The sequence below is a fragment of the Pseudolabrys sp. genome (assembly GCF_050250095.1).
Lineage (GTDB): Bacteria > Pseudomonadota > Alphaproteobacteria > Rhizobiales > Xanthobacteraceae > Pseudolabrys.
Map to the genome: position 1 here is coordinate 112,297 of NZ_JBFWPH010000007.1, position 16,032 is coordinate 128,328.

The window sequence follows — 16,032 nt, forward strand, 5'->3', positions numbered from 1 at the left end:
GGCGCCCGTCGTCCCGATGGTCAGCGTTTCAGGAACTTGTCCTGCGTGATCGTCACGGTGATCTCGCGCTGCTTCAGCGGAACGAAATTGGCCAGCGAATAGACAACGCCATAGGCCGCGCCGCAGATGATCGCGAGAACGAAAAGAAACCTGAACAGACTCGGCATTCGAACGATCCCGGCTGGCGGGCTTGTCCGCCGTCGCCGGCGAGGCCCGTCAATCGGCCACATCCACCATGTTCGCGCCGCCCCCGCAACCCTGCTTCGCAACCGGCTTCGATTGTTCGGGCAAACTGGTATATGAAGCCGGTCATGGAGACCCGAAAGCCCGCGATGTCCGATCCCGCCGTGCACAAAACCGCCGGAACCGGCCTCGAAAGCGCGATTGTCGCTGCGCTCGGCCGCCGCTCGGTCGTGCTCGTCGGCATGATGGGGGCCGGCAAGTCGACGGTCGGCCGCCGGCTCGCCGCGCGGCTGGGTCTGAGCTTCGCCGATGCCGACAGCGAGATCGAGGCGGCGGCCGGCATGCCGATCAGCGAGATTTTCGCCAAGCATGGCGAAGCCGATTTTCGTGCCGGTGAGAAACGCGTGATCGCCCGGCTGCTCGACGGCGGGCCGCAGGTGCTGGCGACCGGCGGCGGAGCGGTGATGGATGCGAATACCCGCGCGCAGATCGCGGCGAACGGCGTCTCGGTGTGGCTCAAGGCCGACGCCGACATTCTCCAGCGCCGCACGCGCCGCCGCAACGACCGGCCGCTGGCCGACAAGATCGCGACGCTGCTGCCGGAGCGCGAGCCGTTCTACGCGCAATCCGACATCACCGTGCAGTCGCGCGAGGAGCCGCACGAGGCGGTGGTGGAAGAAATCATCGTGGCGCTCGCCGGCAAGCTCGGCGTGCCGGAGCAGAAAACATGACCGCACCGCTTCGTTCGGGCGATCCGACAATCGTGAACGTCGCGCTGGCCGACCGCGCCTATGACATCGTCATCGGCCGCGGCGCGCTGGCTTCGCTCGGCGCGCGCATCAAGGCGCTACGCCCCGGCGCGAAGGTGGCGATCGTCTCCGACGAGAATGTCGCGGCAAAGCACATGGCTGCGACCGAAGCGGTGCTCAAAAACGCCGGCATCGAATCCTCGCGCATCGTCGTGCCGGCGGGCGAGGGATCGAAGAGCTACGCGACCTTCGAGAAAGTCTGCGAGGCGCTGATCGCCGCGCGCATCGAGCGCGACGATCTGGTCGTCGCGCTCGGCGGCGGCGTGATCGGCGATCTTGCCGGCTATGCGTCGGCGAGCGTGCGGCGCGGCCTCGATTTCGTGCAGGTGCCGACCTCGCTGCTGGCGCAGGTCGACTCGTCCGTCGGCGGCAAGACCGGCATCAATTCGAAGCAAGGCAAGAACCTGATCGGCGCGTTCCACCAGCCGGTGCTGGTGATCGCCGACACCGCGTTGCTCGACACGCTGCCGGAGCGCGAGTTCCGCGCCGGCTACGCCGAGGTCGCGAAATACGGCCTGCTCGGCGACGGCGCATTCTTCTCCTGGCTCGAGGCGAACTGGCAGGACGTGTTCGCCGGCGGCAGCAGCCGCGAACATTCCATCGCTGTGAGCTGCCGCGCCAAGGCCGGTGTCGTCGCGCGCGACGAGCGCGAGTCCGGCGAACGCGCGTTGCTCAATCTCGGTCACACCTTCGGCCATGCGCTCGAAGCCGGCGCAGGCTTCTCGGACCGCCTGCTGCATGGCGAGGCGGTCGCGCTCGGCATGGCGCTCGCCTTCGAATTCTCCGCGCGCAAGGGCCTGCTGTCTGCCGCGGACGCCGAACGTGCCGTGCGCCATCTTGCGGCGACGGGCCTGCCGACCCATGTGAGGGACGTGCCCGGCGGCGTGCCGGATGCCGACGCCCTCATGGATCTGATTTTCCAGGACAAGAAGGTGAAGCGCGGCCGCCTGACCTTCATTCTGGTTCGCGGCATCGGCGAAGCCTTTGTCTCGCCCGATGTCGACCCCGCGGAAGTACGCGGATTTCTCGCGGAGAAACTGGCGCAGCGATGACCGACAACGAATGGCTTTCGCTGCTGATCGTTCTGGCCGGCCTGCTGCTGTCGGCGTTCTTCTCGGCGAGTGAAACGGCGCTCACCGCGTCGTCGCGCGCGCGGCTGACGCGGCTGGAAAAGCAGGGCAATCCGAAAGCCGGCCTGGTGCGCCGGTTGCTCGAAAAGCGCGAACGCATGATCGGCGTCATGCTGGTCGGCAATAACATCGCCAATATCGGCGCTTCCGCGTTGACCGCCGGCCTGTTGCTCGCCTGGTTCGGCGACGTCGGCGTGCTCTACGCGACAGTCGTGATGAGCGTGGTCGTCATCGTCTTCGCCGAGGTGATGCCGAAAACCGCGGCTATCGTCGCGCCGGAACGGCTCGCGATCTGGCTCGCGCGGCCGGTGTCGTGGTTCGTCGCGTTGCTGTCGCCGATCGTCGCCGCCATTGAAACCATCGTGCGCGCGCTGTTGCGGCCGTTCGGCATCAGGGTCGGCGAAAACCAGGCAATCCTGTCCGCGCACGAGGAATTGCGCGGCGTCGTCGATCTCGCGCATCGCGAGGGCGGCGTCGAGAAGCACGACCGCGACATGTTCGGCGGCGTGCTCGACCTGCGTGAGCTTGAAGTGTCGGACGTCATGGTCCACCGCACCACGATGATCACGCTCAATATCGGTGAGCCGACCGAAGCGCTGGTCAATGCGGTGATCGCCTCGCCGGTGACGCGCATCCCGTTGTGGCGCGACCAGCCGGAGAACATCGTCGGCGTGCTGCACGTCAAGGATTTGCTGCGCGCGCTGCACGCCGTCGGGGGAGAGCCGAACAAGGTCGACATCGCCGCGCTGATGACGCCGCCGTGGTTCGTGCCGGATACGCGCCCCGTGTCCGAGCAGCTCAAGGCGTTCCGCCGCCGCAAGACGCCGTTCGCGCTGGTGGTCGACGAATATGGCGAGGTCGAGGGCCTCGTCACGCTCGAGGATATTCTGGAAGAGATCGTCGGCGACATCACCGACGAGCACGACGTCGCGATGCCCGGCGTGCGGCGTCAGCCGGATGGTTCTGTCAATGTCGACGGCGCGGTGCCGATCCGCGATCTGAACCGCGTGATGGAATGGAATCTGCCGGACGACGAGGCGACGACGATTGCGGGTCTCGTCATCCACGAGGCGCGCTCCATTCCCGAACCGGGGCAGAGCTTCACCTTCCACGGCTTTCGTTTCCGGGTGCTGCGCCGCTCGCGCAACCGCATCACGGCGCTGCGCATCCAGCCGCTGCCGCGCAAGCAGGCGGCGAAGATCTGATCCGCTCATCCTGTGGCTGTCATTCCGGGGCGCAGGCGAATGCCTGCGAACCCGGAATCCAGAAACGGGCTCGGTGCGCGCCTCTGGATTCCGGGTTCGCTCGCTATCGCTCGCGCCCCGGAATGACGACGGCGATTTTTCGGCAATCTGCTGGAGAGTGTCAGGCCGCGCCGCCTTCGCCGGGAGCGGAGGCGTGGATCGCCAGCGCGTGCACGCTGCCGGCAAGCTCATCGGCGAGCGCGGCATTAATCAGGCGATGACGCTCGATCCGGCTCTTTCCTTTGAAGGCGTCCGATACGATATAGACGCGGTAATGCGTCTGTCCTCCCGCGCGCGAGCCGGCATGGCCGGCATGCAGGTGAGATTCATCCTGCACATCGAGGCTTTGCGGCGCGAAACTCTCGGTCAGCTTTTGGATGATGACATCAACGGTGCGCATCACTTCGCTTATCCACCTGCGTGGCATCGGGTCAATGGTCAAAAGAATGCAAAATTGTCGAGGCAGCATCGCGAAGCCCTTGCGGCGCCCCTGTCAAAGTCCGAATAATGTCCGGTCATGAAATTCGATTCACCCCTGTTCGACCGTATCCGCGTCAAGCCTGAGAAGGATCGCACCCGCCGCGAGGAAGGTCCCGGCTGCCAGTGGGCCGGCTGCCGCGAGAAGGCGACCCATCGCGCGCCGAAAGGCCGCGGCCGCGAGAAGGACTACTGGCACTACTGCATCGCGCATGTCCGCGAATACAACCAGAACTACAATTTCTTCGCCGGCATGAAGGATGACGAGGTCGCCGCCTATCAGAAGGATGCGCTGACCGGCCATCGCCCGACATGGAAAATGGGCACCGGCAAGCGCGGTGCCCAAGGCCCCGATGTCGATGGCGCGGCCGATCCGCTCGGCATGTTCAATGAGTTCGGCACCCGCGCCTCGCGGCAGGCCGAGGCGCAGCGCAAGGCGGAGGCGCGCGTCATCCGCAATGTCGAGCGCCGCGCGCTCGAAACGCTCGGCCTCGATGTCGACGCCACCAGCGTCGAGGTGAAGGCCCGTTTCAAGGTGCTGGTGAAGCGCCACCATCCGGACGCCAACGGCGGCGACCGCTCCAGCGAGGACCGGCTGGTGGAAATCATCCAAGCCTATAACTACTTGAAGTCGGTCGGCTTCGGCTGACGCCCCGCTATCTGCGCCGCGCAACCCTGTCCCGCCGCGGCCGGAGGCGATTTTCACGCTATCCTATTGAAAATATTGATATGTGCATCAGGCTAGGACGGGTTTTTCGGTCCCGACCCTTCTGCTAGGTTCGCCCGCACAATCGAACCAGATGAGCCGACCCGGGATCGGGCTTCGGGGGTTCCGAAGCCACGGAGGACCAATGACTGCTGCATTACAGGACAATACCGGCATGCCCGACATGAAAGTGTCGGTCCGGCAGGTGTTTGGCGTCGACAGTGATATGGAAGTGCCGGCCTATTCGGAGCGCGAGGAGCACGTGCCGGATATCGATCCGGACTATCGCTTCGACCGGCCGACCACGCTCGCCATTCTCGCGGGCTTCGCCAAGAACCGCCGCGTGATCGTCACCGGCTATCACGGCACCGGCAAGTCGACGCATATCGAGCAGGTCGCGGCGCGGCTCAACTGGCCGATGGTGCGCGTCAACCTCGACAGCCACATCAGCCGTATCGACCTCGTCGGCAAGGACGCCATCGTCCTGAAGGACGGCAAGCAGGTCACGGAATTCCGCGACGGCATTCTGCCGTGGGCCTATCAGCGCAATGTCGCGATCTGCTTCGACGAGTATGACGCCGGCCGCCCGGACGTAATGTTCGTGATCCAGCGCGTGCTGGAGTCGTCGGGCCGCCTGACGCTGCTCGACCAGAGCCGCGTGATCAAGCCGCATCCTGCTTTCAGGTTGTTCGCGACGGCCAACACCGTCGGCCTCGGCGACACCTCGGGCCTCTATCACGGCACGCAGCAGATCAACCAGGCGCAGATGGATCGCTGGTCGATCGTGACCACGCTGAACTATCTGCCGCACGACAACGAAGTCGAGATCGTGCAGGCCAAGGCCAAGCATTACCAGAACGAGCAGGGCCGCGAGATCGTGTCGAAGATGGTGCGCGTGGCGGACCTGACCCGCAACGCCTTCATGAACGGCGATATCTCGACGGTGATGAGCCCGCGCACGGTCATCACGTGGGCCGAGAACGCCGACATCTTCAAGGACATCGGCTTCGCCTTCAGGTTGACGTTTCTGAACAAGTGCGACGAGCTGGAGCGCCCGATCGTCGCCGAATTCTATCAGCGTTGCTTCGGCGTCGAGCTGCCGGAAAGCTCGGTGAACGTGGCGCTCTCATAATGTCGTTCCCGCGAAGGCGGGAACCCATAATCGCCGCACCGCGCGTAACGATGAACGACTGAGGGTATGGGTTCCGGGCTCGCTCCTTCGGAGCGCCCCGGAACGACAAGAGAGATGGCCTCGAACATCAAGAGCAAGACGCCGGCCAAGGAAGCGCCGAACGAGCCGTTCAAGCGGGCGGTGTCGGGCTGTCTGCGCGCCATCGCGCGCCAGCCAGAGCTTGAGGTCGCCTTCGCCGCCGAGCGTCCCGGCCTGATCGGCGGCAAGGCGCGGCTGCCCGAGCCGGCGCGCAAGCTGACCAAGCAGGAAGCGGCGATCGTGCGCGGCCATGCCGACGCGATGGCGCTGCGCATCGCGTGTCACGACGTCAACATGCATCGCAAGCTGCAACCGCAGGGCCAGCAGGCCCGCGCGGTGTTCGAGGCGGTCGAGCAGGCCCGCGTCGAGGCGATCGGCGCGCGCCGCATGACCGGCGTCGCCGGCAATCTCACCGCGATGCTCGAGGACAAATATCACCGCGCCAAGTTCTCCGAGGTGACCGATCGCGCCGATGCGCCGATCGAGGAAGCCGTCGCGATGATGGTGCGCGAGCGGCTGACCGGCCTCGCGCCGCCGGCGGCGGCGAAGCGGCTGGTCGAGCTGTGGCGGCCGATGATCGAGGAACGCGCCGGCGAGGATCTCGACCGGCTCGACAGTCTGGTCGAGGACCAGCGCAAATTCGCCGACGTGGTGCGCGACCTGCTCGACTCGCTCGACATGGGCGACGACCGCTCCAGCGATTCCGAAGACGACGATGACGACAGCGATCAGGACGAGCGCAGTCCGGAGTCGGGCGACGACGGCGACAACAACGATTCCGAGGATTCCCAGCAGACCTCGATGGAAGACACCGAGATGTCCAGCGAGGACACGCCGGAGAGCGCCGCGGAAGCCGCCGAGGCGCCGACCTCCGACATGGCCGACGATCAGGACATGGGCGACTCCGAGGCGCCGGGCGAGCCGCAGCGGCCGAAATATCACGGCCAGAACGAGCCGCGCGGTCCGGACTACAAGGCCTTCACCCACAAGTTCGACGAGACCGTCGCCGCCGAAGACCTCTGCGACGCCGAGGAACTCGATCGGCTGCGCGGCTATCTCGACAAGCAGCTCTCGCATCTGCAGGGCGTCGTGGCGCGGCTCGCGAACCGGCTGCAGCGCCGCCTGATGGCGCAGCAGAACCGCTCGTGGGAATTCGACCTCGAGGAAGGCCATCTCGACCCGGCCCGCCTGTCGCGCGTCATCATGGACCCCATGCATGCTTTGTCCTTCAAATACGAGAAGGACACCGAATTCCGCGACACCGTCGTCACGCTGCTGCTCGACAATTCCGGCTCGATGCGCGGCCGGCCGATCACGGTCGCCGCCACCTGCGCCGACATCCTCGCTCGCACGCTGGAGCGTTGCGGCGTCAAGGTCGAAATCCTCGGCTTCACCACGCGGGCATGGAAGGGCGGCCAGTCGCGCGAGCACTGGCTCACCGCCGGCAAGCCGCCCAATCCGGGCCGGCTCAACGATTTGCGCCACATCATCTACAAATCGGCGGACGCGCCGTGGCGGCGCGCGCGCAAGAATCTCGGCCTGATGATGCGCGAGGGCCTGCTGAAAGAGAACATCGACGGCGAGGCGCTCGATTGGGCGCACAAGCGTTTGCTGGGTCGGCAGGAGCAGCGCAAGATCCTGATGATGATTTCCGACGGCGCACCGGTCGACGACTCGACGCTGTCGGTGAACGCCGGCAACTATCTCGAGCGGCACTTGCGCTGGGTAATCGAAGAGATCGAGACCCGCTCGCCGGTCGAGCTGATCGCCATCGGCATCGGCCACGACGTCACGCGCTACTATCGCCGCGCCGTCACCATCGTCGACGCCGAGGAGCTTGGCGGCGCGATGACCGAAAAGCTCGCCGAGCTGTTCGAGGAACACGCGCGGCAGGACCGCGCATCGTCGCGACCGGCAAGGCCGCGCCGCCGCGTCGCGTGACGCACGCGCCGGCGACATTCCGTCTCGTTCTTGCGTTCGCCGGCGCGCTTTGGCTGGCGGGTTTTTCCGCCGCGCCGGCCTTCGCGCAATCGATCCGCTTTCCGGCTGCGCCGACCCGGATCGTCGTCAACACCACGCCGATTGAATCGTTCGACCTGCGCGATGCCGCGCGCACCCGCTTCGGCGCGCTGGAATTCCGCGGCGGATTTGCGATGACGTCGGTGCACCGCGCCTTCGGCGGCATTTCCGGCATTCGGGTGGCGTCGGACGGCGCGTCCTTCGTCGCCATCACCGACCGCGGCGGCTGGTTGACCGGCAGGATCGAATACCGCAACGGCCGCCCGGCGGGCATCGCCGATGCGCAGCTTGCGCCGCTGCTCGCCGCCGACGGCCAGCCGCTCGCGGCGCAGGGCTGGTTCGATGCGGAATCGATCGCGCGCGACGGCGACAGCGTCTATGTCGGCTTCGAGCGTGTCCATAAGATCGTAAAGTTCGATTTCGGCCGTCACGGTGTCGCCGCACGCGGCGAGCCGATCATGGTGCCGCCGGATTTCAAGTCGCTCGGGTTCAACCGGGGGCTCGAGTGCCTTGCCGCGGTGCCGGCCGGCGCCGCGCACCATGCCGGCAAGCTGATCGCCGTCAGCGAGGCGTCGCTTGACGCGCGCGGCAATATCCGCGCCTTCATCCTGCGCGGCCGTGACGTGGCGCACTTCGCCGTCGCGCGTCGCGACAATTTCGATGTCAGCGACTGCGCGTTGCTCGCGCCGTCGAGCCTGCTGCTGCTCGAGCGGCGCTTTACCCGCGCGACCGGACTTGCGATCCGCGTTCGCCGGCTGTCACTGTCCGCGTTCCGCAACGGCGCGGTGGCGGACGGGCCGGTGCTGTTCGAGGCCGATCTCGGCTACCAGATCGACAATCTCGAAGGGCTCGCCGTCCACCGCAACGCGCAGGGCGAGACGATCCTGACCCTGGTGTCGGATGACAACTTCTCGGTCATCCAGCGCAGCATCCTGTTGCAGTTCGCGTTAGTGAAACCCTGAAATGAAAACGGCCGCGCTTGAGGCGCGGCCGTCGAAACTCAAAACAGCGGAAGCGATCAGGCCGAGGCCTTGTCCTGCTTCTTCGCCAGCTGGCGCTTGATGTCCAGCATCTTCGGCGAGAGGTCGGCGTCCTTGGCCTTGAGCAGGAAGGCGTCGAGCCCGCCGCGGTGATCGACCGTCTTCAGCGCATTGGTGGAAACGCGCACGCGGAAGCGGCGGCCGAGCGCCTCGGAGGTCAGCGTGACGTTCTGCAGGTTCGGCAGGAACCGGCGCTTGGTCTTGATGTTGGAATGGCTCACTTTGTGGCCGACGAGGGCCTTCTTGCCGGTCAGGTCGCAACGCCAGGACATAGGAAATTCCTCAATCTTTATAGCGGCTTCCCGGCGCCAAAGGCAAGGCGCGCGCGGCCGGCGGCTGTCGGAAAAGTGCCGGACGTATAAAGGGCGCCCGGAGGGGCGTCAAGTTGCCGGAAAACCGGAGGTTTGCCGCGGGAGCGGGTCCAAACAAAGGCGCAATTGGCCGCCACGTTTTTGCGGTCCGGCTGATGCGGCGCCTTGCAGAGCCGACCGGCGGGCGGACAGGGTCAGGCCGGCTGTGACCGGCCGCAGGCGCCTTGCTTTACCGGCTCACCATACCGAGACTTTGCGGGCACGGCGCCTTGGCGTATCACCGGCGGCCGCGCGAGGATTTCATGGCTTTCCGACTCATCACGGGATTGCGGGCAGGTCTGGTTGCCGCGGCCGGCGTTCTGGCCCTCGGGCTCGGCGTTGCCGCAGATCCGGCGTCGGCGCAGGCCAAGCTCGACGCGAAATACACCGCGACGCTGGCGGGTCTGCCGATCGGCAAGGGCAGCTGGGTGCTCAATCTCGACGAGGACGCCTACACCTCGACGATGAGCGGCGGCACCAGCGGCCTCGTCAAGCTGTTCGCCGGAGGCCACGGCACCAGCACCGTGCGGGGTGTGTGGGCCGGCGACCGCTCGGTCGGCTCGGTCTATTCGTCCGAAATCAAGACCAAGCGCAAGACCGACCGTGTCGACATCACCGTCGAGAGCGGCCGGATCAAGGATTTCAAGGTGTCGCCGCCGGTCGATGACGAGCAAGACCGGGTGCCGATCACCGATGCCGAAAAACGCGGTGTCACCGATCCGATGACCGGTTCGATGATCCATGTGCCGGTGGGCGATCTGTTGTCGCCCGGCGTCTGCAAACGCACTTTGCCGCTGTTCGACGGGCGCTACCGCTACAATCTGAAGCTCACTTTCAAGCGGATGGAGACCGTCAAGGCCGCGAAGGGCTATGCCGGCGCGGCGGTGGTCTGCAGCGTGTTGTTTGCGCCGGTGGCCGGCTTCGTGCCGGACCGCTCCGCCATCAAATATCTCGTCGCGATGCGCGACGCCGAGGTATGGCTGGTGCCGGTGCAGGGCACCCGCATGCTGGTGCCGTTCCGTGTCGAGGTGCCGACGCCGCTCGGCACCGGCGCGCTGGAGGCGCGCGAATTCATCGTCACGCCGAGGCCGGTGAAGGCCGCAATCAAACGCGGAAAGACCTGACGGGGATCGATCACGGCGGAGAGCGCTCCGCGATTCGCTGCTTGACTCGACGGTGAAACGCGAATCCTGCCGGCGTTAACGAATTTGGCTGCGGAATCGCCCGTTCCGGCCATGGTCGTTACTTCATCTTGTAGGAGTCCGTCCGGCGCGCGCCAGATATCGCCGTGAACGAATCCATACAGCGGGCGAGTCAGTGATTCGGGCGCGGTTCGTTCCAGACTCGTTCCGGTCTTTAACTGTCCGGTGAATTCGACGCCCTGAGCCGTCGCGTTGTGAGACAGAATGAGAAATCCGGCAGCGCCAAGGGACGACATGCGAGGCCGCCGCCGCCATCGCCGAATGACCGCCGCCGCAGCCCTGTTGTTAACGTTTGCCGGCCGAAAACCGCGGCGCGGCGAACCCGTCGCTACCGGCGCTAGTGGCAGTCATCGAAAGAGGGACCAGATATCGCCGTGAACGAACGCATACAGGCTTGTGGTCAGCGATTCGGGCGCGGTTCGTTCCAGACCCGTTCCAGTCCTTTACCCTTTCGCACGTCTCGCCATGCCGGACGTCGCATTGTGATACAAAACCGGGTGAACGGAGGCCGTCCGGGCCTGTCCGAAGCCCTTGTCCGGCCCCTCGATCCCCTTTGAAGCCATGTCTCTGTCGTTTTCCTCCCCATCCCGGCGCGACTCGCGCGCCCGCGGCGCCGGCGTCACCGCGGTCCTCGGTCCGACCAACACCGGCAAGACCTATCTCGCCATCGAGCGGATGCTCGCCCATTCGAGCGGCATGATCGGCCTGCCGCTGCGGCTGCTCGCGCGCGAGATCTACAACAAGGTCGTCGACAAGGCGGGCGCCGCCAACGTTGCGCTCATCACCGGCGAAGAGAAGATCAAGCCGCCGAACCCGCGCTACTGGGTCTGCACCGTCGAGGCGATGCCGCGCGACATCGACGTCGCGTTTCTGGCGATCGACGAGATCCAGCTCGCCGCCGATTTCGAGCGCGGCCACGTTTTCACCGACCGCATGCTCAACATGCGGGCGCGCGAGGAAACGCTGGTGCTCGGCGCCGCGACCATGCACGGCATGGTGCAGAAGCTTTTGCCCGGCGCCAATGTCGTCAGCCGTCCGCGGCTGTCGATGCTCACTTACGCCGGCGAGAAAAAGCTGACGCGGCTGCCCCGCCGCTCCGCCATCGTCGCTTTTTCGGCGGATGAGGTTTACGCGATTGCCGAACTGATCCGCCGCCAGCGCGGCGGCGCGGCGGTCGTGCTCGGCGCGCTCAGCCCGCGCACGCGCAACGCGCAGGTCGCGCTCTATCAGTCTGGCGACGTCGATTATCTTGTGGCGACCGACGCGATCGGCATGGGCCTCAATCTCGACGTCGATCACGTCGCCTTCGCCGCCGACCGTAAATTCGACGGCTATCAGTACCGCAAGCTCAACCCGTCGGAACTGGCGCAGATCGCCGGCCGCGCCGGCCGCGCCACGCGCGACGGCACCTTCGGCACCACCGGCCGTTGCGAGGCGTTCGATCCGGATCTGGTGCGTGCGCTGGAAAGTCACACCTTCGACGGGGTGCGCATTTTACAGTGGCGCAATTCGGCGCTCGACTTTTCATCGATTGCAAGCCTGCAGGCGACGCTTGCCACGGTGCCGGACGAACAGGGGCTGACCCGCGCACCGATCGCCGAGGACATTCAGGTGCTTGAACACGCCTCGCGCGACGACAGCGTGCGCGTGCTGGCCCGCGGGGCTGCGGCGGTCGAGCGGCTATGGGAGGTCTGTCAGGTTCCCGACTACCGGAAGATCGCGCCGGCCACCCACGCCGAACTTGCCGTCACCCTCTATGGATTTCTGATGCGGGAGGGTAGTATCCCGACCGACTGGTTCTCCCGGCAGGTCGCGCTCGCGGATCGCACCGACGGCGGAATCGATACGCTCTCCAACCGGATCGCTCATGTCAGGACCTGGACTTTTGCCGCGAACCGGCCGGATTGGCTCGCCGACCCCGAGCATTGGCAGGGCGTCACCCGTGCCGTCGAGGACAAGCTGTCCGACGCTCTGCATGAGCGGCTGTCGGAACGCTTCATCGATCGTCGCACCAGCGTCTTGATGCGCCGGTTGCGGGAAAACGCGATGCTCGAAACGGAAATCGGAAAATCGGGTGAAGTGACGGTCGAGGGCCACACCATCGGCCGGCTCGACGGCTTCATGTTTGCGCCGGATGCCTCGGCCGGCGGCTCGGAGGCGAAGGCACTCAACGCCGCCGCGCAGAAGGCGCTGGCCGGCGAGATCGAGGCGCGCGCCACGCGGCTCTCGCAGGCGCCGACCGAGCAGATCGTGCTGGCGAACGACGGCGCGGTGCGCTGGAACGGCGAGGTGGTCGGCAAGCTGATCGCCGGCGACGACACGCTGCGCCCGCGCGTGCGCGTCGTGGCGGACGAACATCTCACCGGCCCGGCGCGCGAACTGGTGCAGAGCCGGCTCGACCTCTGGCTCAAGACTCATATCGAGAAGTTGCTCGCGCCGCTGTTCTCGCTGTCGGCGGCGGAAGACGTCACCGGCATGGCGCGCGGCATCGCGTTCCAGCTCGTCGAGGCTCTCGGCGTGCTGGAGCGGCAGAAGGTTGCCAACGAGGTCAAGGGTCTCGACCAGCCGGCGCGCGCGACCCTGCGCAAATACGGCGTGCGGTTCGGCGCCTATCACATCTACCTGCCGCTGCTGTTGAAGCCCGCGCCGCGCTCGCTCGCGACCCAGCTCTGGGCGCTGAAGAATGAAAGCCCGGACATCCAGGGCGTCGACGATCTGCTGCACCTCGCGGCCTCGGGCCGCACCTCGATCCCGGCGCCGAAGGATGCGCCGAAACAGCTCTATCGCACGGCGGGCTATCGCGTCGCCGGTGAGCGCGCGGTGCGCGTCGACATCCTCGAGCGGCTGGCCGATCTCATTCGTCCGGCGCTGGCCTGGCGCGAGGGCGTGAACGGCGAAAAGCCCGCCGGCGCGTTCGACGGCCGCGGCTTTACCGTGACCGGCGCGATGACCTCGCTGACCGGCGCCTCGGGCGAGGACTTCGCCTCGATCCTGCGCTCGCTCGGCTATCGCATGGATCGCAAGCCGAAACTGCCGGAGCCTGCCGCCGCCATCGCGGAAGCGCCTGCGGCGGAAGCCGCCGGGGCGGAGACGAGCACCGAAGAAACGGCCGAACCGGAGGCCGCTCCGGAAGCCGCCGACGTCGACGCGCCGGATGCCGCGTCCGAGAATTCCGCGGCGTTGCTGCCGACAGCCGACATCGGCCTGCCGGCGGAGGCCGCATCTGCCGACGCAGCGGCAAATGCTGCACCCGATGCTGCGCCTGCCGGCGATAATGCTGCAGGCGATGCTGCAGCAGAAACCGCAGCAAAATCCGAAGCCTCGCCCGACGCCGAAAAGCCCGCCGCTGCGCCCGATGACGGCATGGTGGAGGTCTGGCGGCCGGCGGGCCGTGCCGATCAGCGCCCGCGCCACAAGCGTCCGCATCGCAAGCCGCAGCAGGCGGCGACCGGCGACGCTGCCGCGGCGCCAGTGGATGCTGCGCAGCAATCCGGTGAGCCCGGCCAGAGCGAAGGCCGTGAGGAGCGCCGCCGTGACGGTCCGCGCCGCCCCCGCTACGATCGCGGCAAGCAGCGCAACGAGCAGCGCGCCGGCGAGAGTGAGAGCCGTGAAGGCCGTCCCGGCGGTCATCGCGGCAAAGGCCGCGATTCGGGCCGCGACCGCGGCGACCGGCGCGACCGTGACCGTGGCGGCGACCGGCTGTGGGCGCGCGCCGGCGATGAGCGTCGTGGCAAGGAGCCGGATCCCAATTCGCCCTTCGCCAAGCTTGCCGCGCTGAAGCAGCAGCTCGAAACCAAGGACTAGAGCGTTTTCGAGCGAAGTGGAAACCGGTTCGCGTGAAGAAAACGCGACAAAACAAAACAGCTCTAGCCTCGCGCTTGCCGGCCCCCGTCGCGCCCGCGCCGTCACCCGGCCGTCAGAGGCTCGACAAGTGGCTTTGGCATGCCCGCATGGTGCGGACCCGCAGCGCCGCCGCGGCCTTGGTCGAGGCGGGCTATGTCCGCGTCAACGGGGCTCGCGTCACCGCCGCCGGCCACCTGCTGCGCCCCGGCGACGTGCTGACGCTGGCGCTCGACCGGTCGGTGCGGGTCATTCAGGTCGATGGATTTTGCGACCGCCGGGGCGGGGCGCAGAGCGCCGCGGGTCTGTTCCATGACCTCGCGCCGCGCAGCCATTGAATCCGGGCCGCCGCTGTCTCACTTGAAGCGGAAGGGGTGCTGGGCTAGGCCAACCGCCTCGCCATCTTTCCGTGCTGGAGCCGCAAGTGACCTACGTCGTCGTCGAAAACTGCATCAAGTGCAAATACATGGACTGCGTCGAAGTCTGCCCGGTGGATTGCTTCTACGAAGGCGAGAACATGCTGGTCATCCACCCGGACGAATGCATCGATTGCGGCGTCTGCGAGCCGGAATGTCCCGCCGAGGCGATCAAGCCCGATACCGAATCGGGCCTCGATAAGTGGCTGGAATTGAATGCGGAATACGCCAAATCCTGGCCGAATATCACCGCCAAGAAGGACGCTCCCGGCGACGCCAAGGAGTTCGACGGCAAGCCGGACAAATTCGAGAAATTTTTCTCGCCGAACCCCGGCGAGGGCGATTGATCGCCGCCGGCGGCGGGCGGCTATAAAAGCCTGAATTCATTAGGCTCAATGCGAGCCGGGATTGCGCCCGGCGGTTAACCCTTGGCTGATCTTATGCCAAAAACGGCCAGCTTTCCGGGTGTTGCATTGCCGTAACACATTGATTTTTGCGGAAAATGTGCTATATTGGGCACAATCTGATGAAAAACAGGCGAAACCAGCGCCAGCTGAAGTGCTCCCCGGCGGGAGCCTATTTTTTCAGCGACCCCCAAGAATAGAGAGGGCGTGTAATCCACGCTTTGCGAGCAGTGGCAGGAAAAGCGCGTCAAAAGTCGAAGAAAGGGACGGCCGGCATGACCCGGACGACCGGAAAGAAGCCCGCTGCGCCGCAGCGGACGTCGCAAGCCACCCGCGGGGCGACCCGTGGCGCGGCCCCCGCAGCAAAAACGCCCGGTGCTCGTAAAGGGGCCGGTGAAGGAGTACTGCCTGGAATGACTGCGAATAAGAAGACCACCCAACGTCAGGGCTTCAAGACCAACGAGTTCATCGTCTATCCGGCGCATGGCGTCGGCCAGATCCTGGCGATTGAGGAGCAGGAAGTTGCGGGCGCCAAGCTCGAACTGTTCGTCATCAGCTTCGTCAAGGACAAGATGACGCTCCGGGTCCCGACCGCGAAGATCGTGTCGGTCGGCATGCGCAAGCTCGCCGAGCCGGCGCTGGTCAAGCGCGCGCTCGAGACGCTGAAGGGCCGTGCCCGCATCAAGCGCACCATGTGGTCGCGCCGCGCGCAGGAATACGAAGCGAAGATCAATTCGGGCGACATCGTCGCGATCGCCGAGGTCGTGCGCGACCTGTATCGCTCCGAGACGCAGCCCGAGCAGTCCTATTCGGAACGGCAGCTCTATGAGGCGGCGCTCGACCGCCTGTCGCGCGAGATCGCGGCGGTGCAGAAGATCACCGAAACCGAGGCGGTGAAGGAAATCGAAGCGGCGCTCGCCAAGGGTCCGCGCCGCGGCCCGAAGCCGGCAACGGAAGAAGCCTCGTCCGACGAGTCCGTCGAGGACGAAGCGGCCTGAGCCG

At 66.2% G+C, this 16,032-nt stretch carries 15 protein-coding genes; 12 read left to right on the forward strand and 3 right to left on the reverse strand.

Going from position 1 to position 16,032, the window contains the following annotated elements; translation table 11 throughout:
- Positions 1-20: 20 nt before the first annotated feature.
- Positions 21-167, reverse strand: a complete 147-nt coding sequence (locus AB7F10_RS18365; RefSeq protein WP_428564554.1) for a histidine kinase — start codon at positions 165-167, stop codon at positions 21-23.
- Positions 168-332: 165 nt separating this feature from the next.
- Between AB7F10_RS18365 and AB7F10_RS18370 the strand changes: the two genes are divergently transcribed.
- From AB7F10_RS18370 to AB7F10_RS18380, 3 genes are read left to right on the forward strand one after another with little or no spacing between them, the layout of a single operon-like run.
- The gene (locus tag AB7F10_RS18370) at positions 333-914 is read left to right on the forward strand and encodes a shikimate kinase (protein ID WP_428564791.1); all 582 of its coding nucleotides are present in this window, start codon (positions 333-335) and stop codon (positions 912-914) included.
- Complete coding sequence (gene aroB / locus AB7F10_RS18375; protein WP_428564557.1) at positions 911-2,044, forward strand: 3-dehydroquinate synthase; 1,134 nt, start codon at positions 911-913, stop codon at positions 2,042-2,044. Before AB7F10_RS18370 ends, aroB begins: the two co-directional genes overlap by 4 nt.
- Complete coding sequence (locus tag AB7F10_RS18380; RefSeq protein WP_428564560.1) at positions 2,041-3,327, forward strand: HlyC/CorC family transporter; 1,287 nt, start codon at positions 2,041-2,043, stop codon at positions 3,325-3,327. Before aroB ends, AB7F10_RS18380 begins: the two co-directional genes overlap by 4 nt.
- Positions 3,328-3,487: 160 nt before the next feature.
- Here AB7F10_RS18380 and AB7F10_RS18385 read toward each other — a convergent pair whose 3' ends face one another.
- Positions 3,488-3,766 carry a BolA family protein gene (locus AB7F10_RS18385; RefSeq protein ID WP_428564563.1) on the reverse strand — a complete coding sequence of 93 codons (279 nt, stop codon included), beginning with the start codon at positions 3,764-3,766 and terminating at the stop codon, positions 3,488-3,490.
- Between the two features lie 117 nt (positions 3,767-3,883).
- Here AB7F10_RS18385 and AB7F10_RS18390 point away from each other — a divergent pair, with 117 nt between their 5' ends.
- The 4 genes from AB7F10_RS18390 to AB7F10_RS18405 all read left to right on the forward strand — a co-directional run bounded on the left by AB7F10_RS18390 (position 3,884) and on the right by AB7F10_RS18405 (position 8,740).
- Positions 3,884-4,492, forward strand: a complete 609-nt coding sequence (locus tag AB7F10_RS18390) for a J domain-containing protein (RefSeq protein WP_428564566.1) — start codon at positions 3,884-3,886, stop codon at positions 4,490-4,492.
- Between the two features lie 202 nt (positions 4,493-4,694).
- Positions 4,695-5,681, forward strand: a complete 987-nt coding sequence (gene cobS, locus AB7F10_RS18395) for a cobaltochelatase subunit CobS (protein ID WP_428564569.1) — start codon at positions 4,695-4,697, stop codon at positions 5,679-5,681.
- Between the two features lie 114 nt (positions 5,682-5,795).
- Positions 5,796-7,700: a cobaltochelatase subunit CobT gene (cobT, locus tag AB7F10_RS18400; RefSeq protein ID WP_428564572.1), complete on the forward strand. Its 1,905-nt coding sequence runs from the start codon at positions 5,796-5,798 to the stop codon at positions 7,698-7,700.
- The gene (locus tag AB7F10_RS18405) at positions 7,697-8,740 is read left to right on the forward strand and encodes an esterase-like activity of phytase family protein (RefSeq protein WP_428564575.1); all 1,044 of its coding nucleotides are present in this window, start codon (positions 7,697-7,699) and stop codon (positions 8,738-8,740) included. The genes cobT and AB7F10_RS18405 overlap by 4 nt, the downstream gene beginning before the upstream one ends.
- 56 nt (positions 8,741-8,796) lie before the next feature.
- On the opposite strand, the gene rpmB is transcribed toward AB7F10_RS18405, so the two are convergent.
- Positions 8,797-9,090, reverse strand: a complete 294-nt coding sequence (rpmB, locus tag AB7F10_RS18410) for a 50S ribosomal protein L28 (RefSeq protein WP_428564578.1) — start codon at positions 9,088-9,090, stop codon at positions 8,797-8,799.
- A 341-nt stretch (positions 9,091-9,431) separates the two neighbouring features.
- On the opposite strand from rpmB, the gene AB7F10_RS18415 reads away from it, so the two are divergent.
- From AB7F10_RS18415 to AB7F10_RS18435, 5 genes are all read left to right on the forward strand, one after another.
- The gene (locus AB7F10_RS18415; protein WP_428564581.1) at positions 9,432-10,292 is read left to right on the forward strand and encodes a DUF3108 domain-containing protein; all 861 of its coding nucleotides are present in this window, start codon (positions 9,432-9,434) and stop codon (positions 10,290-10,292) included.
- A gap of 639 nt (positions 10,293-10,931) precedes the next feature.
- The gene (locus AB7F10_RS18420) at positions 10,932-14,174 is read left to right on the forward strand and encodes a helicase-related protein (protein ID WP_428564584.1); all 3,243 of its coding nucleotides are present in this window, start codon (positions 10,932-10,934) and stop codon (positions 14,172-14,174) included.
- Between the two features lie 74 nt (positions 14,175-14,248).
- The gene (locus AB7F10_RS18425) at positions 14,249-14,548 is read left to right on the forward strand and encodes an RNA-binding S4 domain-containing protein (RefSeq protein ID WP_428564587.1); all 300 of its coding nucleotides are present in this window, start codon (positions 14,249-14,251) and stop codon (positions 14,546-14,548) included.
- 86 nt (positions 14,549-14,634) lie between these two features.
- Positions 14,635-14,973 carry a ferredoxin FdxA gene (fdxA, locus tag AB7F10_RS18430; protein ID WP_428564590.1) on the forward strand — a complete coding sequence of 113 codons (339 nt, stop codon included), beginning with the start codon at positions 14,635-14,637 and terminating at the stop codon, positions 14,971-14,973.
- Positions 14,974-15,305: 332 nt separating this feature from the next.
- The gene (locus AB7F10_RS18435) at positions 15,306-16,028 is read left to right on the forward strand and encodes a CarD family transcriptional regulator (RefSeq protein WP_428564593.1); all 723 of its coding nucleotides are present in this window, start codon (positions 15,306-15,308) and stop codon (positions 16,026-16,028) included.
- The last annotated feature ends 4 nt before the right edge of the window (positions 16,029-16,032 follow it).